This window comes from Fusobacterium sp. IOR10 (assembly GCF_010367435.1).
Classification (GTDB): domain Bacteria; phylum Fusobacteriota; class Fusobacteriia; order Fusobacteriales; family Fusobacteriaceae; genus Fusobacterium_B.
Genome location: NZ_WJWY01000005.1, coordinates 21,853 through 45,847 on the forward strand (window position 1 = coordinate 21,853; position 23,995 = coordinate 45,847).

At 29.1% G+C, this 23,995-nt stretch carries 26 protein-coding genes; 8 read left to right on the forward strand and 18 right to left on the reverse strand.

The window, feature by feature from the left end; all coding sequences use genetic code 11:
- Positions 1-4: 4 nt before the first annotated feature.
- The 8 genes from porA to GIL12_RS02060 form a co-directional block, all read right to left on the reverse strand.
- On the reverse strand, positions 5-1,186 hold the full coding sequence (gene porA, locus GIL12_RS02025) for a pyruvate ferredoxin oxidoreductase (protein ID WP_163468614.1): 1,182 nt from the start codon (positions 1,184-1,186) through the stop codon (positions 5-7).
- Between the two features lie 18 nt (positions 1,187-1,204).
- On the reverse strand, positions 1,205-1,507 hold the full coding sequence (locus GIL12_RS02030) for a 4Fe-4S binding protein (RefSeq protein WP_163468616.1): 303 nt from the start codon (positions 1,505-1,507) through the stop codon (positions 1,205-1,207).
- Position 1,508: 1 nt separating this feature from the next.
- Positions 1,509-2,084, reverse strand: coding sequence for a 2-oxoacid:acceptor oxidoreductase family protein (locus GIL12_RS02035; RefSeq protein ID WP_163468618.1), 576 nt, complete (start codon positions 2,082-2,084; stop codon positions 1,509-1,511).
- 64 nt (positions 2,085-2,148) lie between these two features.
- Positions 2,149-2,811 (reverse strand): transcriptional regulator, encoded by a 663-nt coding sequence (locus GIL12_RS02040; RefSeq protein WP_163468620.1) that lies wholly within the window; start codon positions 2,809-2,811, stop codon positions 2,149-2,151.
- 438 nt (positions 2,812-3,249) lie between these two features.
- Complete coding sequence (locus GIL12_RS02045) at positions 3,250-4,041, reverse strand: ABC transporter ATP-binding protein (protein ID WP_163468622.1); 792 nt, start codon at positions 4,039-4,041, stop codon at positions 3,250-3,252.
- Positions 4,034-4,882 carry an ABC transporter permease gene (locus GIL12_RS02050; protein ID WP_163468624.1) on the reverse strand — a complete coding sequence of 283 codons (849 nt, stop codon included), beginning with the start codon at positions 4,880-4,882 and terminating at the stop codon, positions 4,034-4,036. The genes GIL12_RS02045 and GIL12_RS02050 overlap by 8 nt, the downstream gene beginning before the upstream one ends.
- 40 nt (positions 4,883-4,922) lie before the next feature.
- Positions 4,923-5,840, reverse strand: a complete 918-nt coding sequence (locus GIL12_RS02055) for an ABC transporter substrate-binding protein (RefSeq protein WP_163468734.1) — start codon at positions 5,838-5,840, stop codon at positions 4,923-4,925.
- Positions 5,841-6,038: 198 nt separating this feature from the next.
- On the reverse strand, positions 6,039-6,974 hold the full coding sequence (locus GIL12_RS02060; RefSeq protein ID WP_163468626.1) for an ABC transporter substrate-binding protein: 936 nt from the start codon (positions 6,972-6,974) through the stop codon (positions 6,039-6,041).
- A gap of 348 nt (positions 6,975-7,322) precedes the next feature.
- Here GIL12_RS02060 and GIL12_RS02065 point away from each other — a divergent pair, with 348 nt between their 5' ends.
- The 3 genes from GIL12_RS02065 to GIL12_RS02075 all read left to right on the forward strand — a co-directional run bounded on the left by GIL12_RS02065 (position 7,323) and on the right by GIL12_RS02075 (position 9,854).
- Positions 7,323-8,651 carry an MATE family efflux transporter gene (locus GIL12_RS02065; RefSeq protein ID WP_163468628.1) on the forward strand — a complete coding sequence of 443 codons (1,329 nt, stop codon included), beginning with the start codon at positions 7,323-7,325 and terminating at the stop codon, positions 8,649-8,651.
- A 69-nt stretch (positions 8,652-8,720) separates the two neighbouring features.
- Entirely contained in the window at positions 8,721-9,068 is a 348-nt protein-coding gene (locus GIL12_RS02070; RefSeq protein ID WP_163468630.1) for a hypothetical protein, read from the forward strand.
- Positions 9,069-9,080: 12 nt separating this feature from the next.
- On the forward strand, positions 9,081-9,854 hold the full coding sequence (locus GIL12_RS02075) for a family 1 encapsulin nanocompartment shell protein (protein ID WP_163468632.1): 774 nt from the start codon (positions 9,081-9,083) through the stop codon (positions 9,852-9,854).
- A gap of 43 nt (positions 9,855-9,897) precedes the next feature.
- Here GIL12_RS02075 and GIL12_RS02080 read toward each other — a convergent pair whose 3' ends face one another.
- From GIL12_RS02080 to pstC, 4 genes are read right to left on the reverse strand one after another with little or no spacing between them, the layout of a single operon-like run.
- Positions 9,898-10,581: a PhoU domain-containing protein gene (locus tag GIL12_RS02080; protein ID WP_163468634.1), complete on the reverse strand. Its 684-nt coding sequence runs from the start codon at positions 10,579-10,581 to the stop codon at positions 9,898-9,900.
- 21 nt (positions 10,582-10,602) lie between these two features.
- The gene (gene pstB, locus GIL12_RS02085; protein ID WP_163468636.1) at positions 10,603-11,352 is read right to left on the reverse strand and encodes a phosphate ABC transporter ATP-binding protein PstB; all 750 of its coding nucleotides are present in this window, start codon (positions 11,350-11,352) and stop codon (positions 10,603-10,605) included.
- A gap of 1 nt (position 11,353) precedes the next feature.
- Complete coding sequence (pstA, locus tag GIL12_RS02090; protein WP_163468638.1) at positions 11,354-12,202, reverse strand: phosphate ABC transporter permease PstA; 849 nt, start codon at positions 12,200-12,202, stop codon at positions 11,354-11,356.
- Positions 12,203-12,227: 25 nt separating this feature from the next.
- Positions 12,228-13,106, reverse strand: a complete 879-nt coding sequence (gene pstC, locus GIL12_RS02095; RefSeq protein ID WP_163468640.1) for a phosphate ABC transporter permease subunit PstC — start codon at positions 13,104-13,106, stop codon at positions 12,228-12,230.
- 188 nt (positions 13,107-13,294) lie between these two features.
- Between pstC and GIL12_RS02100 the strand changes: the two genes are divergently transcribed.
- The 4 genes from GIL12_RS02100 to GIL12_RS02115 all read left to right on the forward strand — a co-directional run bounded on the left by GIL12_RS02100 (position 13,295) and on the right by GIL12_RS02115 (position 17,284).
- On the forward strand, positions 13,295-14,143 hold the full coding sequence (locus tag GIL12_RS02100; protein ID WP_163468643.1) for a phosphate ABC transporter substrate-binding protein: 849 nt from the start codon (positions 13,295-13,297) through the stop codon (positions 14,141-14,143).
- A gap of 41 nt (positions 14,144-14,184) precedes the next feature.
- Positions 14,185-14,862 (forward strand): response regulator transcription factor, encoded by a 678-nt coding sequence (locus GIL12_RS02105; protein WP_163468645.1) that lies wholly within the window; start codon positions 14,185-14,187, stop codon positions 14,860-14,862.
- Positions 14,863-15,113: 251 nt separating this feature from the next.
- Positions 15,114-16,529, forward strand: a complete 1,416-nt coding sequence (locus tag GIL12_RS02110) for a cell wall metabolism sensor histidine kinase WalK (RefSeq protein ID WP_239056033.1) — start codon at positions 15,114-15,116, stop codon at positions 16,527-16,529.
- 65 nt (positions 16,530-16,594) lie between these two features.
- Positions 16,595-17,284, forward strand: coding sequence for a Crp/Fnr family transcriptional regulator (locus GIL12_RS02115; protein WP_163468647.1), 690 nt, complete (start codon positions 16,595-16,597; stop codon positions 17,282-17,284).
- Positions 17,285-17,309: 25 nt separating this feature from the next.
- Here GIL12_RS02115 and pcp read toward each other — a convergent pair whose 3' ends face one another.
- The 6 genes from pcp to thrC form a co-directional block, all read right to left on the reverse strand.
- Positions 17,310-17,951, reverse strand: a complete 642-nt coding sequence (gene pcp / locus GIL12_RS02120) for a pyroglutamyl-peptidase I (protein ID WP_163468649.1) — start codon at positions 17,949-17,951, stop codon at positions 17,310-17,312.
- Between the two features lie 9 nt (positions 17,952-17,960).
- Positions 17,961-18,875, reverse strand: a complete 915-nt coding sequence (locus GIL12_RS02125) for a DUF979 domain-containing protein (RefSeq protein WP_163468651.1) — start codon at positions 18,873-18,875, stop codon at positions 17,961-17,963.
- A 3-nt stretch (positions 18,876-18,878) separates the two neighbouring features.
- Positions 18,879-19,565 (reverse strand): DUF969 domain-containing protein, encoded by a 687-nt coding sequence (locus tag GIL12_RS02130; protein ID WP_163468653.1) that lies wholly within the window; start codon positions 19,563-19,565, stop codon positions 18,879-18,881.
- Between the two features lie 172 nt (positions 19,566-19,737).
- Positions 19,738-20,175, reverse strand: coding sequence for an ACT domain-containing protein (locus tag GIL12_RS02135; RefSeq protein WP_163468655.1), 438 nt, complete (start codon positions 20,173-20,175; stop codon positions 19,738-19,740).
- A gap of 17 nt (positions 20,176-20,192) precedes the next feature.
- The gene (thrB, locus tag GIL12_RS02140; protein ID WP_163468657.1) at positions 20,193-21,068 is read right to left on the reverse strand and encodes a homoserine kinase; all 876 of its coding nucleotides are present in this window, start codon (positions 21,066-21,068) and stop codon (positions 20,193-20,195) included.
- Positions 21,065-22,546 carry a threonine synthase gene (gene thrC / locus GIL12_RS02145; protein ID WP_163468659.1) on the reverse strand — a complete coding sequence of 494 codons (1,482 nt, stop codon included), beginning with the start codon at positions 22,544-22,546 and terminating at the stop codon, positions 21,065-21,067. The genes thrB and thrC overlap by 4 nt, the downstream gene beginning before the upstream one ends.
- Before the next feature lie 126 nt (positions 22,547-22,672).
- Between thrC and GIL12_RS02150 the strand changes: the two genes are divergently transcribed.
- Positions 22,673-23,995, forward strand: a complete 1,323-nt coding sequence (locus GIL12_RS02150) for an aspartate kinase (RefSeq protein ID WP_163468661.1) — start codon at positions 22,673-22,675, stop codon at positions 23,993-23,995.

Here is a 23,995-nt window from a genome sequence, read left to right on the forward strand (position 1 = left end):
CCTCCTATTCTCTTACACCTAGAAATCTATATGTTTCCAAAGTCTCTTTACTATCTTTTTCAGCTAGTAAAGTTTCAAAAATTCCTTTTATATGATCGATAGTTACATCTCTTCCACCTAGACCATAAACATAGTTTACTATTTTAGGAGAGTTTACCACATCATACAAAGCTGATCTAGTTTCTGCAAAAACTGGTCCACCACAAGCTGAGAATCCTTCTGATTTATCCATAACTGCAACCATATCAATGTGTTTAAGAGCATCTGCTAGTTCTTCCATTGGGAAAGGTCTAAATACTCTTAGTTTTAAAACTCCAACTTTTTTACCTGCAGCTCTTAATTCATCCACTGCTTCCTTTGCTGTACCAGCTGTTGAACTTAAAACTACAATAGCTACCTGTGCATCATCTAATTTATATTCTTCAAATAATCCATATTTTCTTCCTGAAATTTTTTCAAATTTTTCTGCAGCTTTTAATATAACTTCCTTAGCATTGATCATTCCTTGAGCTTGAAGTCTTTTATGTTCCATATAGTATTTTTCAATATCATAAGGTCCATGAGCTATTGGTCTAGCTGCATTTAATAAGTAATCTTCTGGTGCATATTCCCCTACAAAATCCTTAACTGTTTTATCATCTAACAATTCAATATTTTCAACTGCATGGGAAGTAATAAATCCATCTTGACAAACCATTACTGGTAATTGAACTTCTGGATCTTCACCTATTGTAACAGCTTGTATAAAGTTGTCATAGGCTTCTTGATTTGTTTCACTATATATTTGAATCCAACCTGCATCCCTTGCACCCATAGAGTCACTATGATCTGCATTGATATTTATTGGACCTGACAAAGCTCTGTTAACACAAGCTAAAGTTATTGGCAATCTAGATGAAGCTGCTACATATAGCATTTCAAACATTAAAGCCAATCCACAAGAAGAAGTAGCACTAAAGGTTCTTGCACCTGCTGCTTCAGCTCCTATAGCTGCTGACATAGCACTGTGTTCTGATTCAACTGGAATAAATTCAGTATCAACTTGTCCGTTAGCAACAAATTGTGAGAAATATTGAGGTATCTCAGTTGATGGTGTAATAGGAAAAGCTGGCATTACATCTGGATTTATTTGTCTCATAGCAATGGCTATAGCTTCATTACCTGACATTCTTTCTTTTATACTCATTAATTTTTCCTCCTAACTTTATTCTTTAACAAATTCTATTGCATCAAAGGGACATACTTCATAACAAATCCCGCAACCTTTACAGTGATCATAGTCAAAATCTAATCTTTTTCCATCTACAACTGGAATTGAAGAATCTGGACAAACTGGAGCACACAATAAACATCGTTTACATTTATCAGCAATAAATACTGGTCTCATTGATCTCCAGTCACCTGTTTTAAAATGTTTTGCACTTCCTGACTCATAAACTACTCCACCTGGAGTTATATCTTTCCAAGACATTGTTTCTTCTATAGCTACACCTTTTTTATTTTTCATCCTATTTCTTCACCTCTTTCATAGAACGTACTAAAGCTTCCATATTTCCCTTAAGCACTTCTGGTTTAGTTGCAAATTTATGTTTAAAAGAATCTTCCATTGACTCAATAAACTGAGTTTCATCAAGAACTCCACTTATTTTAACTATTGCCCCTAGCATTGGAGTATTAGGGAAATTCTTACCTAAACATTCTTCAGATATTTTTCTTGCATCACAAGTATAAACTCCTCCCTTGTATCCCTTTAATAAAGGTCTAATTTCATCTGGGGATTTAGGAGTATTAATAACTATTGCTCCTTTTTCTTGTAATCCTTTTGTAACATCAACACTTGAAAGTAATGTTTCATCAACTACAACTACAAACTCAGGCTCATAAATGTTAGAATGAACTCTAACTCTTTCATCAGATATACGGTTATATGCTGTAATTGGAGCTCCCATTCTCTCAGGACCATACTCAGGAAATCCTTGAACATATTTACCAGTACTAAAAGCAGAATCTGCTAAAAGAAGTGATGCTGTTTTTGCTCCTTGTCCACCTCTACCATGCCATCTAATTTCTACTACTTCTTTCATCCTTTCGTCTCCTTTACTATCTTTTATATATAAATCATACAAAATACAACAAATTAATAACTTCCTAACTTTCCATTTTCTTTATAGTGTTTAAATATCTATATACTGTAGGTTCTGAAATTTTTAAAGATTCTGAAACTTCTGATATTCCACCTCTTAAATTAAATATACCCTTACTATCTAACTTTTTTATAACATTTAATTTTTCTTCTTTATTTAGTCTTTGCCAGTCATAGCCATTTTTAGTTAAATAACTTGAAAGAGATGCATTTATCATCTCCTTTACAGATTTTGGGAAATCTGCAACTATAGTTGGTTTTTCCAAGTCTTCCTTTCTAATTCCATAATAGGCTAAATCATTTAATTCTTTACTCATTGTAAGATATTTTGTAATATCCACATTTACGCAAAGCATGCCTAAAAGATTTTCCTTGTCATCCTTTATGAACAAAGTTGAAGATCTTAGAATTTTCCCCCCTGTAACTCCTTTGTAATTCATAACAAAATTTTCATTTTTAAATATTTCAGTTTCAAGTAAATTAAGACCAAACTCTGTCATTGGAGCTCCATCGCTTCTTCCACTTACATAATTATTAAAAATCTTCACACCTGAATGATCTATATCCCTTAAATCATGTAGAACAACCTCCACATTTTCCCCAAAACACTTGGATATAAATTCCCCTATAACTATATATTTTTGTAAAATATGTTCCGCTTTAGTCATTATCTACCTCTTTTTTTACTAAATGTTAATATTATAATCTCCACAACAAAAGGATACCTCTTTTTGTTAAAATTGTCAATAATTTTTTTATCACTGTGATATTTTTTTTATCATAAATTCCTCCTATGTTTTTTATTATTAAAGTTGTAAACAAAATAAAAAAGGTAATCTTAATTTTCTAAGATTACCTTTTAAATAATTTCAATTCCAATTTAATTATATATACATTTTTCAAGCTTGGCCAATGTATCCCAAATGGAAGTTAGATATATTTTTTGTACTACTTAGAATATTATTTGTTTTTTCTAATATAATTATTATGCTTATTATTATTATTGTAATTATTATATTTATAACAAATATTATACTTTGTAGTATAGTCATATATACTTTCTCCTTCCTTTCCATTTAAAAAAAATTGTTTTTTATTAAATTTAATTATGCAGCAAATACGCTTTTATCGTCTAACTGCCCCTTTGCATTTTGGAATTTTTCTAATAATTTTTCTGTTGTTAAATTTTGTTTTTCTGTTCCTGAAACATTTAAAATTATACGACCCTCATGAAGCATAATAAGCCTGTCCCCATAAGTAATTGCATCTTCTAAATTATGAGTTATCATTAGAGCTGTAATGTTATTTTTTCTAACTATCTCATCTGTTTTATCTAAAATTATTCTAGATGTTTTAGGATCAAGAGCTGCTGTATGCTCATCTAGCAACAATAATTTTGGTTTGTTTAAAGTTACCATTAAAAGAGCTAAACACTGTCTTTGCCCCCCTGATAATAATCCAACCTCTGTATCCAATTGTTTTTCTATTCCTAGATCCAATTCCTCTAAAAGTTTTTTATATATATTTTTTCTCTTGTGGTTTAAACCAATTGTAAAATTAAACTTTTTACCCTTATTGTCAGCCATTGATAAATTTTCAAAAACTGTCATAGAAGGAGCAGTTCCAACCTTAGGATCTTGGTAAACCTTAGATATGAAATTATTTTTTTTATAGAATTTTAAATTTGTTATGTCTTTATCTTCTAAACACACATTTCCACAGTCTGGTTCTATACTTCCCATTATTAGATTCAAAAGAGTTGACTTTCCAGCTCCATTACTTCCTATTACTGTTATGAACTCACCTTTGTTTATTTCTAAGTTTAAATTATTGAAAACTTTCTTCCTTGTACCTAACTCAGATACGAAAGTTTTAGTTATAGAATTTAATTTAAGCATTCTTGATCCCCCCTTTTTTCAACATTTTATTATTTTTCAAAGCTAAAATTACAACTACTATAATTGCAGATATTAATTTTAAATCACTTGCATTGAATCCAATTTTTAAAGCTAAAGTTATTATTATTTTATAAATAATAGTTCCAACTATAACTGTTGTAGTTAATGTAAATTTTCTTCTATTTTTTATTATTGTTTCACCTATGATAATTGAAGCTAAACCTGTTACTATTGTTCCAGTACCCATCCCAACATCTGCAAAGCCTTGATATTGAGCATATAGTCCACCTGACAAAGCAACTATTCCATTGGATATTACTAATCCATATATTTTCAATTTACTTTTATCTACACCTAAAGTTTCAACTAAAGTTTCATTGTCCCCTAGGGCCTTTAATATAAATCCAAATTTTGTTTTAAATAAAAAGTCCAAAGATAATTTACATAAAATTACAATTATACTTATTAGTAATAGTTTATTAATATGTAAAGTAAACAAATGATTCACTGTGAATAAAGAAATATTAGATCTACCCATTATTTTTATATTAATACTGTAAAGACCTGTCATTACTATTATCCCAGCAAGTAAGTTTGCTATTTTATATTTAACATTTATATATCCTGTTATAAATCCTGCTATGCTTCCACCAACTACAGCTAGTAACAAAGCTAATACTGGATTCATTCCTTTTACTAAACAACTTGCAACTATTGATGCTCCTAGTGGAAAACTTCCGTCAACTGTCATATCAGGAAAGTCTAATATCCTAAAGGATATATATACACCCATAACCATTATTGCAAATATTAAGCTCTGTTCTAAAGTACCAATTAACATCCTATCACCCTTTCCCCTTACATCATTTGTGCTCTATTTTTTAGTTCAGCTGGAAATTAATGTTTAATCTTTCTGCCACTTCTTTGTTTATTAATAATTTTGTATCCCTTTGTGTTTCAATTGGAATATCCTTAGGATTTTCTCCATTTAATACTCTTACTGCAATTTCCCCTGTTTGATATCCTAATTGTTTGTAATCTAATGTTTCTGTAGCTAGGGCTCCTTGGATAACTTGATCTTCTATACAACCTATAACTGGTACATTTGCCTCATTTGCCTTTGATAAAACTAAAGGTGTTGCAGCAACAATTAAATTATCTGTTGGAGTATAAAGTACATCAACATCTTTTAACAAAACATCTAGGGCTTGACCAACTTCATTTACACTTGTTACTCCCTTTTCAACAACTTTGTATCCATATTTTTCACTTTCAACTTTTAATTTTTTAACTAAAATTTGAGAATTTTCTTCACTTGTGTTATATACAACTCCTATTCTTTTAGTATTTGGAAGCAAAGCTTTTATTAGCTCAACTTGCTTATTAACTGGAGCCATATCACTAGTTCCTGTTATGTTATCTCCAACTAAACCAACTGCAACTGGATCTGTTACTGCAGTTATTAATATTGGAATATCCTTTGTTGCATTAAATGCTGATTGAGCTGATGGAGTTGATACAGCTAAGATCAAATCCTTTTTACTTTGAACAAAGTTTGAAGCTATAGTTTGAGCTATTCCAAAATCCCCTTGGGCATTTTGAGCTTCTATGTTTACCTTGTCTTCTGTATAGCCACCATCTTCTAGAGCTTCTTTAAATCCTGCAACTGTAGCATCTAAAGCTGGATGTTCAATTATTTGTGTTATTCCTATGTTTATTTTTTTATTATTAGTGGAACTTTCCTTTCCACATGCTGCTAATATCATAACTCCTAGTAAAGTTATTCCTATTTTCTTTATATTTTTCCTAATTATATTCATTATTATCACCCCTAAAGATTTATTTTGTATGGAATAATGATACCATTGTTAGGGCATTATTTATAGATAACAATTTTTTTATTCTTTTGTTCTACTTTTTTTGATATTTTTTTAAAAATTACTTATTTACCAATAACTTTTTTTATTTATTGTTATTTTTGTTGTTCGTATATATCATTAATTTAATTCATCCATTAGTTCTTTTGGAATAATTACGTTAAATTTCTTAGCCATTTCTTTGTTTATCATTAGCTGTGTATCTTCTAAAGTTTCAATTGGCATATCACTTATTTTTTCCCCATTTAAAACTTTAACTGCCATTTCCCCTGTTTGGTATCCTAAATTTCTAAAACTAAGAGCTTCTGTTGCCAAGGCTCCAGCTTTAAATTGTGCTGCGTCTGATGTAATTATAGGAATATTTCTTTCTTCAGCTCTATTTGAAATTAAACTCATAGATGCAGTTATAACATTATCACTTGGTGTGTATAGTACATCTATTTCACCTAATAAAACATCAACTGCTTGTCCTACTTCATTTATATTTGTTACACCCTTTTCAACAATTTCATAACCTAAAGGTTCTGCTATACTTTTCATTTTCTTTAAAAGTACTCTTGAATTTTCTTCACTTGTATTATATAAGAAACCTATTTTCTTAGCTTTAGGAAGTAAAGTCTTCATTAGAGCAACTTGTTTTTCCATTGGTGGCATATCACTAGTTCCTGTTATGTTATCCCCAACTAAACCAACTGCAACTGGATCTGTTACTGCAGTTATTAATATTGGAATATCCTTTGTTGCATTAAATACTGATTGAGCTGATGGAGTTGATACAGCTAAGATCAAATCCTTTTTACTTTGAACAAAGTTTGAAGCTATAGTTTGAGCCACTCCAAAGTCCCCTTGGGCATTTTGAATTTCTATGTTTACTTTGTCTTCTGTATAGCCCCCATCTTCTAGAGCTTCTCTAAATCCTACAACTGCAGCATCTAAAGCTGGATGTTCGATTATTTGTGTTATTCCTATATTTATTTTTTTCTTATTTGCAGCTTCTTTTTTTCCACATCCAAAAATAAACAAACTTGCTATTATTAACATTGATATTTTTTTCATATTGTTCATCTCCCCATTGAAATTATTTGATTTTATCTATGATAACACATTTACACACTAAATTGCAACTTTTTTTACAATCATTATTTGTTTAATTTATTTTGTTTAAATTTATGTTTAAATTTTAGACTTTTTTAAACAAATTTTATAAAAAATTTTTTTATGTTCACTTTAAAAATGTTAATTTCCAAAAGTGAAATATACCCTGTAACCATCTAGGAGTAAAGTCTTTAATACCAACTGTTTGCAAAGGGAATAAAAAAAAATATAAAAAAACTATTGCAATTTTTTTTCTTTGCTGTACTATGGTCTGAATGATAAAAATTTTAAAAGGAAATGTGATGAAAAATGACTAAAAAAATTGATTTAGAAAGGGACTCTATTTTTTCTCTTTTTGTGAAATTTGCCATACCTTCTATCATAAGTATGCTTGTAATTTCTTTGTATACTATTATAGATGGTATTTTTATTGCTAGAGGTGTGGGAAGTGCTGCTATGGCTGCTGTTAACATAGGATACCCTATTTTAACCCTAGGTACTTCTGTTAGTTTTATGCTTGGAATAGGTGGGGCAACTTTAATTTCTTTTAAGAAGGATGATGTGGAATATCAAAACAAATGTTTTACCCACATTATATTCTTAAATTTAGTTATATATTTTTTCATTGCTCTTTTAGTCTTTAAATTTACAAATCCATTAATATATTTTCTTGGAGGTAACGATGAAATTTTACCTTTAATTAAAGGATATTTATATCCATGTACAGGGGCTGCACTTTTTCTTATGTTATCCTTGTCATTAAATGCCATTGTTAGAAATGATGGTAACCCTAAAAAAGCAATGCTTTCAACTGTTATTGGGGCGTGTATAAACATAGTTTTAGACTATATTTTTATTTTTAAATTTAATATGGGAATAGAAGGGGGAGCCACTGCCACTGCAATAAGTCAAATTGTGTCAGCTCTTTATCTTTTCACACATTTTATAGGTTCTACTTTTAAAATTGAGTTTAATAAAAAAATAGATTTTCATTTAACTAATTCTATAATTTTAATTGGATTTCCATCTTTTATGTTGGAATTTTCAGCTGGGGTTATTGCTATATTATTAAATATTGAATTTATGAAAATAGGAGGAGTTTTTGCTGCAGCATCATACAGCATTGTAGCTTATGCCTTTATGTTTTATAGAATGTTATTTTTAGGTCTTGCCCAAGCAGGACAACCAATTATAAGCTACAACTACGGGAAACAACATTTGGAAAAAATAAAGGAAGCCTTTAAAATAGCACATAAATTAACTTTTATTATTTCAATTGTTTCTCTAATAAGTGTATTTACTTTATCTGATAATATCATTGGTATATTTACAAAGGATCCAACTATGTTAGCTGCTTGCACTAGAGGTTTCATCCTTTATTCAATATCAATATCTTGTCTTGGATTTAATTGTATAAATATAGCTTACCTTCAAGCTATTAATGAGCCCCTTATATCAGTTATCCTTTCAATATCTAGAAGTTTTGGATTTGGTGCTGTGGCTTTCATTGTTTTCCCTGATATTTTAAGCATTGATGGAGTATGGTTGAACTTGCCCTTTGCAGATTTTGCAACAAGTATAGCTAGTGTCCCTTTTCTTAAAAAATTTCTATCTATAAAAAAATATAAATTGAGCTAATGAAGGTTGACTTTTAAATAATTTAGTCGTATATTTAAGGTATAATGTAGTTAAAGGAGGAAGATAGATATGGCACAATATCATGAAGTTAATTTAAGTAGCAAAGTTAAAGATCAAGCTAGAGCTCTTAACAGTTTAAAAGAAGAAATTGAAGCTATTGACTGGTATAATCAAAGGGCAGATGTCTGCGGTGATACTGAATTGAAATCCATTTTAGAACACAACAGAGATGAGGAAACAGAACACGCTGTAATGCTATTTGAATGGTTAAGGAGAAATATGCCTGCATTTGAAAAGGAAGCTGCAGACTATCTATTTACCAAGGGATCTCTTTTGGATTTAGAGTCACAAGCTGATGCTAAGGAAGAAGAACCAAAGGAAGAAAAGGAAGATTCTGATAATATTTTTTTAAAGTAAAGGAGAGTGTTTATGAATAATCTAAATAAAAATATGGCCCCAATATCTGATAAAGCTTGGGAAGTTTTAAATGAAAGAACAAAGGAAATTTTATTAAAAGTTATCTCTGCTAGAAAATTTATGAGTATTAAAAATGTAGGTGATTCAAAGGGAATATTTACAGGAAAAATAAATATAAAAAAAGCAAATGATACAGAATATGGAGTTTACCATGTGTTGCCATTAATTGAAACTAGATTTAACTTTACTTTAAACAGATGGGAACTTGATAATCTAAATAGAGGAGATACTAATATAGATTTAGATAATCTTGATAAGGCAGTATTTGAATCTGGTAAATTTGAAGAAGAATTAATATACAAGGGACTAGATAATATTAAAGGATTGCTTGATTCTTGTAATAATCCTCCAATGAAAATAGGAGACACTCCAAAGGAAATTTTAACAAATATATCCAAAGCTATTATAGTACTTAAGGATAAATACAGTTCTGACACTTTGGACTTAGTAGTTAACTATGATACTTGGGTTAAATTAAATTCCATAGAAAGTCATATTCCCCTTGTAAAAAGAATAAAAGAACTTATACAAGGAGATATTATAATAAGTAAGTTTATTCCAAAAACAATTTTAATTCCACATAAAAATGAGAATTTTGAAATTTCTGTGGGAAATGATTTTTCAATAGGTTACCAAAATCACACAAGTAGAGAAGTTACTTTATTTATAACTGAAAGTCTTGTGTTTAGAATCTTAGATAAGGATTTGTTCATTATCTTAGAATAATAATAAATAATATTAAAATTAAAAATGCCGTTTAACGGCATTTTTAATTTTCCTTTTCTAATAATTCCTTTTTCCTTAAATTTTCACCCTTTAAAATATATACTAAATCTATAACCAAATGAATAATATGATCTGCAAATCTTTCATATTTTTTTGTAAGTATAACACCCTTTATAAGGCTATCTATATTATCATTATTTTCCCTCATACAATTACCCATTTCACTCATTATCCTATTAGCTTCCCTATTAATTTTTTCATCAGCAACTATTAGTTCATAGAGTAAAGTTTCATTTCCATTTATAAAAGAAGAAATATAAACCTCGTAAACATTTTTTATTTCCTTAATATATGGACACAGTACCCTATTAACATCCTCTGCTAACTGGGGAGATTCCTCATTTATTTCCTTTAATATTTTAATATTCTTTTTTAAAATATCTCCCATTCTTTCAATTAACCTTCCCCCGTCAATTAACATAACTAATTCCCTTAAATTTTTTGCAGCTGGTTGAAATCTAGCTATGGCTATTATTGAATTTTCCTTTAAACTAACTTCAAAGGCATTTATAATATCTTCCACAACTAAACACTCTCCATATAAACTAGATATATTTTTTCCCCCTTGAACCATCTCTATGTTTATATCTAACATCCTATTTAAATTTTTTAACATTTCCAAATAATGCTCATTTAAATTTTTTAAATTTTCTTGCAGATTCTTCATATTTCTCCTCCTAATTATTTATCAAAATTTTCCTGTAATATAGTCCTCTGTTTTTTTGTTATTTGGTGCTGTGAATATTATTTCTGTTTTATCAAACTCCTCTAAATTCCCTTGATAGAAAAATCCTGTATATTCTGATATTCTTGAAGCTTGTTGCATATTGTGAGTTACAATAACTATTGTATAATCCTTAGATAACTTTCTAATTAACTCCTCTATTTTTGTTGTGGATATTGGATCTAAGGCTGAAGTTGGCTCATCCATTAATAAAATCTCTGGTTTAATTGATATTGCCCTTGCTATACAAAGTCTTTGTTGTTGACCCCCTGATAATTTCAATGCAGATTCATGTAGCTTATCCTTAACCTCATCCCACAGGGCAACCTCTTTAAGGGAATTTTCCACAATTTCATCTAAAACCTTCTTATTTTTTTCCCCATGAAGAATAGGTGCGTAAGTTATATTTTCATATATACTCTTTGGAAATGGATTTGGTTTTTGAAATACCATTCCAACTTTTTTCCTAAGTTCTGTTACATTAAAATCCCTGTCTAAAATGTTTTCCCTGTCTAAAAATATTTTTCCCTCATATTTAATATCTAAAATAAGGTCATTCATTCTATTAATAGACCTTAAAAATGTTGATTTCCCACAACCTGAAGGACCAATTAAAGCTGTAACTTTTTTTTCTTGTATCTTCATACTTATATCCTTTATTGCTTGAAACTTTCCATAATAAAAATTAAAGTTTTCTATTGTTATTCTATCCATTTTATTCTCCTTTATTTTTATAAATATTTCTAATAAATGCCCCTAACAAATTAAATCCAACTGTTATAAACACAAGTACAAACAAGGTTCCATACATATTTGAAAGGGGCATGTTTGGTACTTGAGTTGAAATTACAAATAAATGATATGGTAGAGCCATTACCTTATCTAGCACTCCAGTTGGTAGGAAAGGAAAATAAAAGGCAACTGCTGTAAACATTATTGGAGCAGTTTCCCCTGCTGCCCTTGAAATACTAAGTATTATCCCTGTTAAAATTCCAGGACTTGCTGCTGGTAAAACAACTTTCATTGTTGTTTCCCATTTAGTTGCACCTAGTGCTAGGGATGCTTCCCTTAAACTATTTGGAACATTTAATAGAGCCTCTCTCACTGCAGTTATAATAACTGGCAAGCACATTATTCCAAGAGTTAAAGATCCTGATAAAATAGATGATCCAAAGTTTAAAAAGATTACAAATAGGGCCATTCCAAAAAGACCATATATTATACTTGGAATTCCAGCTAAATTAATAATTGTTAAATTTATAAATCTTTTAAGTAAACTTTCCCTAGCATATTCAACTAAATATATACCTGTAAATATCCCAAAGGGAACAGCAAATATAATTGTTCCAAGGGTTAAATATATAGTTCCAACTATTGCAGGAAATATTCCCCCTTCCCTCATTCCATTTGTTGGCATACTAAATATAAAATCAAAGTTAATAGCTGACACACCCTTTACAGTAATAAAGAAAAGAATTAATATTACTGGAACTATTGAAAGTAACCCAATAGCATTTATAAACACTTTAAAAACTTTTTCCCCTGTATCCTTTATAATTATCATATTTACCTCACTTTTTAATAGATGTCTAATTTCTTAATTTTCTAGATTTTGTAACATAATGTTCTGCTAAAGTATTTGTAATAAAACTTATTATAAATAGCACAATTCCAATTGCAAATAAAGCATAGTAGTGGGAACTATCTTTAACTACTTCTCCCATTTCTGCTGCAATTGTCGCTGTTAAAGTTCTAACAGATGACAGGGGACTTTTTGCTATTATTGGAGCGTTTCCTGTAATCATTAAAACAGTTAGTGTTTCTCCAACTATCCTACCAAAGCCAAGCATTATACCTGCAAGTATTCCTGGAAAGGCAGCTGGAACTAAAACATTAAATATAGTTTCTGTTTTACTTGCTCCAAGGGCAAGAGATGCCTCTTTATAGGAAATATCATTGGCATTTAAAGAATCTTCAGTCATTGAAACTATTGTGGGAAAGGCCATGAAAGCAAGCATTATCCCCCCTGTTAAAGCAGTTAAACCACTGTTTAGGGAAAACATTCTCTTTATAGGACCAGATAAAATATACAGTCCTATGAAACCTAGTACAACAGATGGTATAGCTGACATAACTTCTATTATTATTTTCATCATTGATTTAATCCTTTTGGGAGCATACTCTGCAATATATATAGCTATTAGTATTCCAAGGGGCACTGAAATTATAACTGCAATAATAGTTACCCAAAAAGTTCCTACTAATAATGGAATAAAACCAAACTTACCTGAAAGGGATATCCAGCTTCTTCCAAATAAAAAATCAGATACACTATAACCTGTAAAAAATTTTGATCCATTAATAAATATAAATAAAAACATTGCAAATATTATTACAATATTTAATATTCCCATTCCCAAAAGGAATTTTTTCATGATCTTATCCTTTAACCTTCTTATTTCATTCATTTTTCACCTCTACATTATTTTATATTTTATTTACGTCATTATATATCTCCTTTGTTAATTTAATATTAACCTAATGTAAATTTTGTGTTAAATGTTATTTACATAAACTTTACTCTATTTTCATAGGCTTTTAACAAGAAAATATTATAGTTGTAATATGAAAAACAAAATATAACTTAGGAGGAAATATGAAAATTAAAAAAAGAAATTTATTAGGTGTTTGCTTAGTTATGGGAGCATTAGTTACAGGGTGTGGAGGAAAAAAATCAACAATTATAGAATTAAAGGGATCTGATACAATACTTAATGTATCACAAGGAATAGCTGAAAAATATATGAAAACTCATCCTAATACTAAGATAGCAGTTACTGGTGGAGGATCTGGAGTTGGAATATCAGCATTACTTAATAAAACAACTGATATAGCAATGGCATCTAGAAGTATGAAAGGTAAAGAGTATGACCAAGCAAAGAAGGAAAATTTAAACATTAAAGAAATTGTTCTTGCATATGATGGAATAACAGTAATAGTAAATAATGATAATCCTATTAAAGAAATTGATTCAAAGGAACTTGGGGAAATATTTAGAGGAGAAATTACAAACTGGAAGGATGTTGGAGGAAATGACAGTCCAATAGTAGTTTTATCTAGAGACTCTTCATCTGGAACTCATGAATTCTTTAAGGAACATATTATAAGAGAAGGTAAGAAAAACAGTATGGAATATGGGCCTAAAACTTTATATGCACCTTCTAACCAAGCTATTAAACAAGAAGTAAAAAGTAATGGAAATGCAATTGGTTACATAGGTATGGGTTACATGGATACTACAGTTCACTCTTTAGCAGTTGATGGAATAACTCCATCTGTTAAAAATGTTTCTAATAAATCATATCCAATAGCTAGAGCAGTATACTGGTATGTACCTACAGCTTCAGATAAAGAAACTGAAATTAATGAACTTGTTGATTTTGCAACTTCTAAGGATGGACAAGAAATTGTGAAAAAAGAAGGATTTATACCTAAGGGATTATAATCTTGTGGTATAATTAAAGAAAAAAACAAGGAGACTTTCTTATGAAAATACTAATTATTGAGGATGACTTGGAAATACAAAATTTAATATATTACTTTTTAAAAAAGGAAAACTTCCAAGTTGATAAAACATCAAATGGACTAGAAGGATTGAAATTATTAAAGGACAATCATTATGATGCTATAATTTTGGATTTAATGATCCCTGGAATAGATGGAACTAATTTTACTAAAATAATAAAAACACTTCCAGAGGATTATGGTCATCCTAAAATAATTATGGTAACTGCTAAAACTGACATTGATGATGTTTTAACAGGTCTTGAAATAGGAGCTGATGATTACCTAAAAAAACCATTTGACCCTAGAGAGCTAGTACTTAGAACAAAGAAACTCCTTAAATCAGCTGATGATCATTTAAATGACAATATTATATTTAAGGATATTGTTATTAAATCAAAGGAACATATTGTTATTTCTGAGGAACATGAAATAGAGCTTTCTAAAAAAGAATATGATTTACTTAGTTTTCTTATACAAAATAAAAATTTAGTTATAACAAGGGAAAAAATATTAGATAATATTTGGAAAAGTAATTATTACCCTGGGGATAGAACTGTTGATGTTTACATTTCTAAACTCAGGGATAAACTTCCTACTTTTTCAAAATACATAAAAACTGTGAAAGGAGTTGGTTATAAATTAGAAGAAAAGAAATAATTACATTAATTGTCATTTTATTTTTACAACTGATTTTTGTTTTTTTTAATTCTGAAATTTTATCCAATCTCTATAAAAATATTGAAAAACAAAATTTACAAAAGGATGCTTTTCTTATAAAAACAATTGCTGAAAAAAATCCCTATGAAAGTTATACTAGCTTATTTAATAAATCTAAAATTCGTTTCACCCTTATAAATAATGAGGGAACTGTAATTTATGATTCTAAAAACAAAGACAATGAACATTTTATGGATAATCACAGAAACAGAGAAGAAATAAAAGAAGCTATCACCCTAGGAGAAGGATTTTCCATTAGAAAAAGCAAAACCCTAGGTTTAAACTATGCCTATTACGCCCTTAGATTTAAAAATATTAATAATGAATTCTATATTTTAAGAACCTCAGGGGACTATAGCAAACAGCTGTATCAACTGAAACTATTTTCAGGAATATTAATAATATTTTTCCTTATTTTAAATTTTTCAGTTCATTTTTTCTATAAGAACTATATTAAAAGGGATTTCTACAATAAAATAAATAAAATGAAAACTTTTTTAATACACGGGGAAAAACTAAATTCAAAAACATTAAAGGATGAAGCTTGGCTACTTGAATTTTGGAATGTATTAAAGGAATGGCAGCATATAAATTTGGAAAATATAGCAAGCTTGGACATTGAAAGAAAGATTTTAAATAATGTTATTACATCTGTGGATTCCTTCATTGGATTAATTGATGAAAATGGTGATTTTATTATTAAAAATGACTCTCTAGATTATTTAATATTAAAGGGGAAGGATAAGTATTTAGAAGCTGTTAAGTACATTGAAATTGTTAATATTATAAAGGAAAGTTTAAGCACAAAGAAAAACATTTCAAAGGAAGTATACATTCTTCCTATTAAAGAATACTTTATTGTATCTGTTAAAAATATTAAAAATGAAAATAGATTTTTAATTACTATAAAAAATATAACCAAAACAAAAAAGACAATTGAATTTCAAAAGAAGTTCATTAATAATGTTGGACATGAATTAAAAACCCCTTTAACAAATATAAAGGGATATTTAATAGCCCTAGAGGATGCACCTGAAAACATGAAGGGGGAATTTTTAGAAACTGTTAATCACAATGTTAATAAATTGGAAAACATTATTTCTGATTTCTTAAATATATCTAAAATTGAAAATTATCCCTCTTTAAATTTAAGGGTTTTTTCTGTTGAAGATTTGGAAAAGTCCCTTAGGAAATCATTGCACATGATAATACTAAATAAAAATGCAAAGGTTTCATTTAATGTCCAAAACGGCTTAATTAATATTGTAAGTGACTTTGAGAAACTTAATACTATTTTAAAAAATCTAGTGGAAAACAGCATTCTATACAATAATTCTAAAATTCCACACAGTGAAATATTCCTAAAAGAAAGTTATACTCACTATGTACTTGAAATAAAAGATAATGGTATTGGAATACCTAGAAATAAATTAAATAAAATATTTGATAGATTCTACAGGGTTGATAAGGCTAGAACCACTAATTTAGGTGGAACTGGTCTTGGCCTTTCAATAGTTAAGGCTCTTGTTGAACAATTAAATGGTGAAATTTCTGTAATATCTGAGGAAAATAAAGGATCCACATTTAAAATAGAAATAAAAAAATAAAATTTAAACTCCCAACTAAAATTATGTTATAATTCATATAATTATAATAAAAGGGAGACAAGTTAATGAATAAAGAATATTCTGTAATATTTAATTTAGATAAACAAAATAACATGAGAAATTTTTTCTTAAATGTTCTAGTTCCATATGGAAAAATAACTTCCTATGAAAAACAAAATATTTTATCCATTGATGTTGTAGACTCACTGTACATAGTTGTATCTGGAGAGGTTCAAATTTCTCTATGTGAAGAAAATGGTGATGAGCAACTTATTTACACCCTATGCCCTGGGGAAATTTTAGGTGAGTTTGAGATTTTTTCTCAAATACCTGAAAGTTATAATCTATATTTTATCACTGATGTTAAAATATGTAAAATTAATAAAAATGAAATAGATAAAATTCTTCTAGATCATCCTAATTATTATCCATACTTTATACACAGTATGTCTAGAAAATATCATCTAGCTCTTTTTCAAATGAGCTTTAATAAATTTTATGTTAATGAAGAAAGAATATTGGAGTTTTTAATTAGAATAGCTGTTATTAGAGAGCCTAATAAAGAAGAGAATGTGGAAGTGTTGGGATACACCCATGAAAATATTGGAAATGCATTGAATATTTCAAGAATAGGAGTTACTAAAATCTTAACAAAGCTACAGGAAAAAAATCTAATTGTAACAAAAAGAAAGCTTATAAAAATTTTATCTGTTCCTAAATTAATAAACTATAGAAAGAGTGTAAAAAAATCTTAAATTTTACACTCTTTCTTATTTTAGTCTAAAATTCTTTCCCACCTGTTACTTTCTTATCTTGATCATTTTCATATAGTCCTTTAATTGCAGCTTCTAACCCTCTAACCACAGTGTTTAAATCCATAGATGGTGTATCTTTTTTATCTAATACTTGTTCTAAAATAAATGGAACATGAATGAATCCACCTTTTTTTACTAGGGAAGATTTTTCTATATTGTATAGTAACCCATACATTACATGATTACATACAAATGTCCCTGCTGTATTTGAAATTGAAGCTGGTATATTATTTTTTTTAATTTCTTCAACCATTGCCTTTATTGGAAGACTTGCAAAATATGCATTTTTTCCACCAGGATATACAGGTTCATCTATTGGTTGATTTCCTTTGTTATCCTTTATTCTAGCATCGTCTAAATTAATTGCAACTCTTTCAACTGTTATATCGTATCTTCCCCCTGCTTGTCCAACACATAGAACAACATCTGGTTTATATTCCTTTATTCCTTCTAAAACCTTATTTATAGATTCTTTAAAAACTGTAGGAATTTGAAGTTTTATAACTTCCACACCTTCTATTTTTGATGGTAAAAGTTTTACTGCCTCCCAAGCTGGGTTTATTTTTTCATTTCCAAATGGATCAAATCCTGTAATAAGTAATTTCATTTTTCCTCCTTAAAATGCCCAAAAATACATAAGTACAATGTGAATAAACAATAGAGCTATTGCAACTGGTGCCTGTGCTATTATAACTCCATTTTTATTTTTCATTTCCATAATTGCTGTAGGAACTATATTAAAATTAGCTCCCATTGGTGTTAATAATGTTCCACAATATCCTGCTGTAAGACCTAGGGAACCTGCAATTGCTGGATTTGCCCCTTGGGAAAAAACAAATGGCAATCCTATACCTGCTGTAATAACAGCAAAGGCAGCAAAGGCATTTCCCATAATCATAGTAAATACAGCCATTCCAACGCAATAAATTATAACCCCTGCTAGAATATTCCCCTCAGGAACTATTGAGCTCATTAAATTAGCTATAACCTCTCCAACACCTGATAGGGTAAACAATGCTCCAAGGGCAGCTAAAAGTTGTGGAAGTATTGTTGATGGACCCATTTGTTGTAACATTCTAGAACTTTCATAACCTAAATATTTTGGATGTTCCTTTGTAACTACCAAGGAAAGAATCAAAGCCACTAGAGATCCTACTCCTAGTCCAACTAATCCACCTAAACTAGTAAACTGAGCAACAGCAAAGGCACTTACCCCAATTGATAAAGCTGGAATAAACAACCTATTTCCTATAATTTCACTTTTTTTAGCTCTATATTCACTGGTAGAATTTTCTTGAGATCCAACTCCTACCTTATTAAAAACTGTTAATAATCCCATAAGTATTAGTAACAACCCAACAATATAAGAGGGAATCATTTTTCCTACAATGAAAATAAATCCAAATATAATCCAAAATGCCCCTGTACCAAATTTCTTTTTATGCTCTTTATCAGCTAGGGCATAGGCCCCTGCACATATTGCCACTAAACCTGTTAATATATACATAATTTCAAGAATTGTATTTTTCATATTTTATCCTCCAATTTCAACTTTTTTTTCTCTCTTAGCTAATTTTTTTTCTAAAAAATGATTTTGTATTGCAGAAAAAATAACTGCCAATATACTAATTGGAATAGCTGCCTTGGAAACTGCATAGGGTGCTACTTTTATTCCTAATTCTTGAAGAGTTCCAACTATTAACAATACCCCTGCACTGGCTACAAATACATTTTGTCCAAAAAAGTTTCCATAATTTTCTATAGCACAGGCAACACCTTTAATTTCTTCTTTTTCATTTTGAGATAATTCTCCATGCTTCTTTTCCCCAGCTCCTATGGCCATTGGATAAACAAGTGGTCTTATAAACTGTATATGTCCTCCTAACCTAAGGGATAATACTGCTAAAAATGTTCTTATAATCATATATGAACTTAGAACTTTCCCACATGTTACAGAGTGCAATTTCCCAATACATTTAGAAGCTTGTTCCTTTAGTCCATTTCTTTCTAATATTCCTATAACTGCAAGGGTTAAAAGAAATACTGTCATATACCTTGTTTTAACAAAGGCATCTCCAAGTGTTGATAAAATATCAATAAAATCAATTCCAGAAACTAAACCTGTAGCAATTCCAGCAACAATAACAACAGCTATTGTGTCCAATTTTAATAGGAATCCTATAATTATAATAATAACTCCTATAAGTTTTAATGTGACCATAAGTTAATCCCCCCCTTTTTTTAAAAACAAAATCTTACTTTTCGTGTCCTTATCATACAATATTTTCTAAAAAAGTTTTGTAATATATTTTACATTTAAAGAAATATTATTTACCAATGAAAAATCCCCCAGTAAAGAACTGGAGGATTTAAAATTTAATATTTTTTTGTTTTTATTCTAGAGAAATTAATTTTCCTGATATAACATCTGGGATATCCTTTAATCCTATAATTATTTCCTCTATGGGAATGTTTATATCAGAAATATCCAAAGAAATTATTACTGAGGCAGAATCATTAATAGGCATATTTTGATTTATTGTAATAATATTTCCATTAACAACTGACAAATAATTTATAACATCTGATAAAACTCCCCTTTTATGTTCTAACATTAATGAAACAAGGGCCTTTCTCCCTATTGTGCTTTTTGATGGTAAAAATATATAGTCCTTGTACTTATAATATGTACTTCTACTTATTCCAACCATTTTAACAACTTCACTAACATTTTTTATTTTTCCCTCTTCTAGTATTCTCCTAGCTTCTATAACCTTTTCATAATAATCTGGAAGTATTTTTTTACTAACTATTAAATATTTATCCTTCATTTCCCCTCCCACACATTTTATAAAACTAAAGCCCCGTGAAAATCAACTTCTAATTTTTTCACTGTCCAATTATTTTTTAAATTGGACATTTCTTCTTTTAATTTAAGATTATTTGTATTATTATTTATTATTCCCATTAAAGTTGGACCTGCACCACTTATAAAAAATCCAACTACTTTATTTTCTTCACATATTTTTTTAACTTCATCATATTCTCCTATTAAACTTTTTCTATAGGGCTCGTGAAGTTTATCCTCAAGGGCTATTTTTATTAAATCAACATCCCCATTTTCTAAGGATTTTAGTAAAACTGCTGTTCTAGAAACATTGTGCACTGCTTGAGTATATAATACAATATTTGGCAAAACTTTTCTAGCATCTTGTGTGGAAAGTTTAAAATCAGGTATAAAGGCACAAAATGATAGTTCCCTATCTATTTCATATTTTGTAAAATAGGGAATATTCTCATTAACTAGGGAAGCTGTTAATCCACCAAATATCCCTGGACTAATATTATCAGGATGTCCCTCTATTTCATTTGAAATATTGAAAATTTCCATTTTAGAAAGACCACTTTTTGATATTTCATTTGCTCCCATAACTCCACCTATTATACAAGAAGCACTACTTCCAAGACCTCTTGAAACTGGAATATTACTTTCTATTTTTATTCTTATTCCTGTTACATTGGCATTTAATTTTTCCAAAGTTTTCATAAAGGAAATATACACAAGATTTTCCTCATTTCTATATTCCTCATCACACCCTATAATTTCAACTCCACTTGGTATTTCTTCAAAGGAAAAATATGAATATAGTTTAAAGGCTAAACCTAGGGAATCAAATCCTGGGCCAATATTTGCAGTAGTTGCTGGTACTCTTATTGTTATCATAATATCACCTTAAAAGTATCTTTTATTTTATCCTTATCTATTACACCAGTGTGAATATCTTTTTTATTTTTTAAATTTTTTAGATTCTTTGGAATTTCAACCTTTGTTTTCTCATGTAAATCTTCCATTATTTGAAACTCATCTACATCTTTAGTTTCTTCATCTTTAAAAATAGAATTATACACAGACTTACTAAATTTATAAGGGCTTGCTGTTGCTAAAACCACATTCTTACATCCCTTTTCTCTATTTTTCTCCATTACATTAAAGGCAACTCCTGTATGGGGATCTAAAACATAGGAATATTTTTCATATATCTTTCTTATTTCTTCCTCTGTTTCCTCATCTGTTGAATATCCCCCTTGGAAAATTTCTCCAATGCTCTTTTTCATATTTTCACTTATTTCATATTTCCCATTTTCCTTTAACTCTTTCATTAGAGAATTTACATATGCATTGTCATTTCCACTTATGTGATAAAGTAATCTTTCTAAATTACTTGAAATTAATATGTCCATTGAAGGGGAAATAGTTTTGTAAAAATCTCTATTTTTGTCATAAACCCCTGTTTTTAAAAAGTCACAAAGAACATTATTTTCATTGGATGCACAAATTAATTTATTTATAGGAAGTCCTAATAGTTTTGCGTAATATCCAGCTAATATATCTCCAAAATTTCCTGTGGGAACAGTGAAATTAATTTTTTCCCCAAGGGATATTTCATTTAAACTTACAAGTTTCATATAAGAATAGAAATAATATACCATTTGAGGTACAAGTCTTCCAATGTTTATGGAATTAGCTGAAGATAATCTAACATTTCTTTTTAATAATTCTTCCTTAGTATCATTATCTGTGAATATTTTTTTCACTTGGCTTTGAGCATCGTCAAAATTTCCACCTATAGCATAAACATAAGTATTTTCACCCTCTTGAGACCTCATTTGTTTTTCTTGAATTTTACTTACACCTTTGTTTGGGTATATTACTAATATTTTTATTCCCGGAACATCCTTAAATCCTTCCAGTGCTGCCTTCCCTGTATCCCCTGAAGTGGCAGTTAGAATAAGAATCTCTTCCTTTATATTATTTTTTTCCAAGGATTTTTTTAGTAAATGAGGTAATATTGAAAGGGCTATATCTTTAAAGGCTGAAGTTGGACCATGGAATAATTCCAGAACAAAGTCATCTCCAACTTTTTTTATTGGAGTAATTTCATCATTTGAAAATTTACTGTCATAGGCTTTCTCAACTAGTTCATCTATTTCATCTGTTGTATAGTCATCTAGCATTAGGGATAAAATTTTCTTTCCCATATAAAGATAAGATTTACCAACTAAATCCTTTAAATCTATCTTTAAAGAATCCATATCATTTCTAACAAATAATCCACCATCTAGAGCTATGCCCTTTGCCACTGCTTCAGAAGCCAGGCATTTTATTTTCTTATTTCTTGTACTCTCATAATTATATTTCATAAATTCCCTCCAAAGTATATTGCATTTAGTTACTTGCCATGATATAATGTTTTTCACATAAATACAAGTGTTTTTATTGAAAAAACATAAATTTATTAAAATTTTAGGGACAAAGGGAGAATACTTATGATAAAAGTTGCAAAATTTGGTGGCTCTTCTCTAGCTGACGCCAATCAGTTTAAAAAAGTCAAAGATATTATATTAAGGGACAGCAGTATAGTTATAACTGTTGCATCTGCACCTGGGAAAAGATTTTCAGAGGACAATAAAATAACCGACTTACTATATCTTTCCTATGCCCATTTAAAATATTCTGTGGAATATACAAAAATGTTTGTCCATATTGAGGATAGATATGCTAAAATAAAAAAAGAATTAAATTTAAAGTTGAATTTAGGAAAAGAATTTGATAAAATTAAATCTAAAATGAAGAAGGGAATGAACAAGGATTATTTAATAAGTAGAGGTGAGTATTTAAATGCTAAACTTCTTGCTGAATACCTTGGTTATACTTTTATAGATGCAAAGGATATTATATTTTTTAATTTTAATGGAAATATTAATATTGAAAAGACAACTAGGGCAATTGAAGAAGTATTTAAATGTAATTCAAAGATAATAGTACCTGGTTTCTATGGATCCCTTCCAAATGGGGAAATTAAAGTATTTTCAAGGGGAGGATCTGATATTACAGGTTCCATTATTTCCCGTGCTATAAATGCCAGTGTCTATGAAAACTGGACTGATGTATCTGGAATATTAATGGCTGATCCTAGAATAGTTGATCAACCTAAAAAAATAGATTTTATTACATATAACGAGCTTAGGGAGCTTTCATATATGGGAGCTAATGTACTTCATACTAATGCTGTTGCCCCTGTTAAAGAGGCTAATATCCCAATAAATATAAGAAATACCAATGAACCTGATAACCCTGGAACTATGATTGTAAACAATAATTATGAGATTTTAGAAGAGCATAGTATTTCTCCAATTACTGGTATTGCAGGGAAAAAAGATTTTTCAATACTTTCAATATATAAGTATCCTATGAGTGAAGAACCTAATTCACTTTTAAATATACTAGAGGTATTAAAAAAATACAAAATAAATATTGAGCATATTTCATCTGGAATTGATAATTTCTCATTAATATTATCCAGTGAACACTTGGAAAAATATTTGTATGAAATAATTGCAGACACAAAAAAATTATGTAATTCAATTGAAATTAAAGTAGTTAGAGATATAAGTCTTATTGCTATAGTTGGAAGAAATATGGTTCATAAACCTGGCACTTCTGGAAAGCTTTTTGCAGCTATGGGAAATAATGGTGTAAATATTAGGGTTATATCCCAAAGTTCAGATGAATTAAACATAATTATTGGAGTGGCAAATGAAAATTTTGAAAAATGTATTAACGTAATTTATAATAATTTTATTGTATAA

Bases quoted from the DNA above. Each gene is read 5' to 3' on its own strand.
- GIL12_RS02115 (WP_163468647.1), top strand. From the start codon at position 16,595: ATGAATAAAGAATATTCTGTAATATTTAATTTAGATAAACAAAATAAC.
- thrC (WP_163468659.1), bottom strand. From the start codon at position 22,546: ATGAAATATAATTATGAGAGTACAAGAAATAAGAAAATAAAATGCCTG.
- GIL12_RS02135 (WP_163468655.1), bottom strand. From the start codon at position 20,175: ATGAAGGATAAATATTTAATAGTTAGTAAAAAAATACTTCCAGATTAT.
- GIL12_RS02105 (WP_163468645.1), top strand. From the start codon at position 14,185: ATGAAAATACTAATTATTGAGGATGACTTGGAAATACAAAATTTAATA.
- porA (WP_163468614.1), bottom strand. From the start codon at position 1,186: ATGAGTATAAAAGAAAGAATGTCAGGTAATGAAGCTATAGCCATTGCT.
- pstA (WP_163468638.1), bottom strand. From the start codon at position 12,202: ATGATAATTATAAAGGATACAGGGGAAAAAGTTTTTAAAGTGTTTATA.
- GIL12_RS02045 (WP_163468622.1), bottom strand. From the start codon at position 4,041: ATGCTTAAATTAAATTCTATAACTAAAACTTTCGTATCTGAGTTAGGT.
- pstC (WP_163468640.1), bottom strand. From the start codon at position 13,106: ATGAATGAAATAAGAAGGTTAAAGGATAAGATCATGAAAAAATTCCTT.
- GIL12_RS02125 (WP_163468651.1), bottom strand. From the start codon at position 18,875: ATGAAAAATACAATTCTTGAAATTATGTATATATTAACAGGTTTAGTG.
- GIL12_RS02075 (WP_163468632.1), top strand. From the start codon at position 9,081: ATGAATAATCTAAATAAAAATATGGCCCCAATATCTGATAAAGCTTGG.
- pstB (WP_163468636.1), bottom strand. From the start codon at position 11,352: ATGGATAGAATAACAATAGAAAACTTTAATTTTTATTATGGAAAGTTT.
- pcp (WP_163468649.1), bottom strand. From the start codon at position 17,951: ATGAAATTACTTATTACAGGATTTGATCCATTTGGAAATGAAAAAATA.
- GIL12_RS02130 (WP_163468653.1), bottom strand. From the start codon at position 19,565: ATGGTCACATTAAAACTTATAGGAGTTATTATTATAATTATAGGATTC.
- GIL12_RS02040 (WP_163468620.1), bottom strand. From the start codon at position 2,811: ATGACTAAAGCGGAACATATTTTACAAAAATATATAGTTATAGGGGAA.
- GIL12_RS02150 (WP_163468661.1), top strand. From the start codon at position 22,673: ATGATAAAAGTTGCAAAATTTGGTGGCTCTTCTCTAGCTGACGCCAAT.
- GIL12_RS02080 (WP_163468634.1), bottom strand. From the start codon at position 10,581: ATGAAGAATCTGCAAGAAAATTTAAAAAATTTAAATGAGCATTATTTG.
- GIL12_RS02065 (WP_163468628.1), top strand. From the start codon at position 7,323: ATGACTAAAAAAATTGATTTAGAAAGGGACTCTATTTTTTCTCTTTTT.
- GIL12_RS02060 (WP_163468626.1), bottom strand. From the start codon at position 6,974: ATGAAAAAAATATCAATGTTAATAATAGCAAGTTTGTTTATTTTTGGA.
- GIL12_RS02110 (WP_239056033.1), top strand. From the start codon at position 15,114: ATGGATAATCACAGAAACAGAGAAGAAATAAAAGAAGCTATCACCCTA.
- GIL12_RS02035 (WP_163468618.1), bottom strand. From the start codon at position 2,084: ATGAAAGAAGTAGTAGAAATTAGATGGCATGGTAGAGGTGGACAAGGA.
- GIL12_RS02070 (WP_163468630.1), top strand. From the start codon at position 8,721: ATGGCACAATATCATGAAGTTAATTTAAGTAGCAAAGTTAAAGATCAA.
- GIL12_RS02050 (WP_163468624.1), bottom strand. From the start codon at position 4,882: ATGTTAATTGGTACTTTAGAACAGAGCTTAATATTTGCAATAATGGTT.
- GIL12_RS02030 (WP_163468616.1), bottom strand. From the start codon at position 1,507: ATGAAAAATAAAAAAGGTGTAGCTATAGAAGAAACAATGTCTTGGAAA.
- GIL12_RS02100 (WP_163468643.1), top strand. From the start codon at position 13,295: ATGAAAATTAAAAAAAGAAATTTATTAGGTGTTTGCTTAGTTATGGGA.
- thrB (WP_163468657.1), bottom strand. From the start codon at position 21,068: ATGATAACAATAAGAGTACCAGCAACTACTGCAAATATTGGCCCAGGA.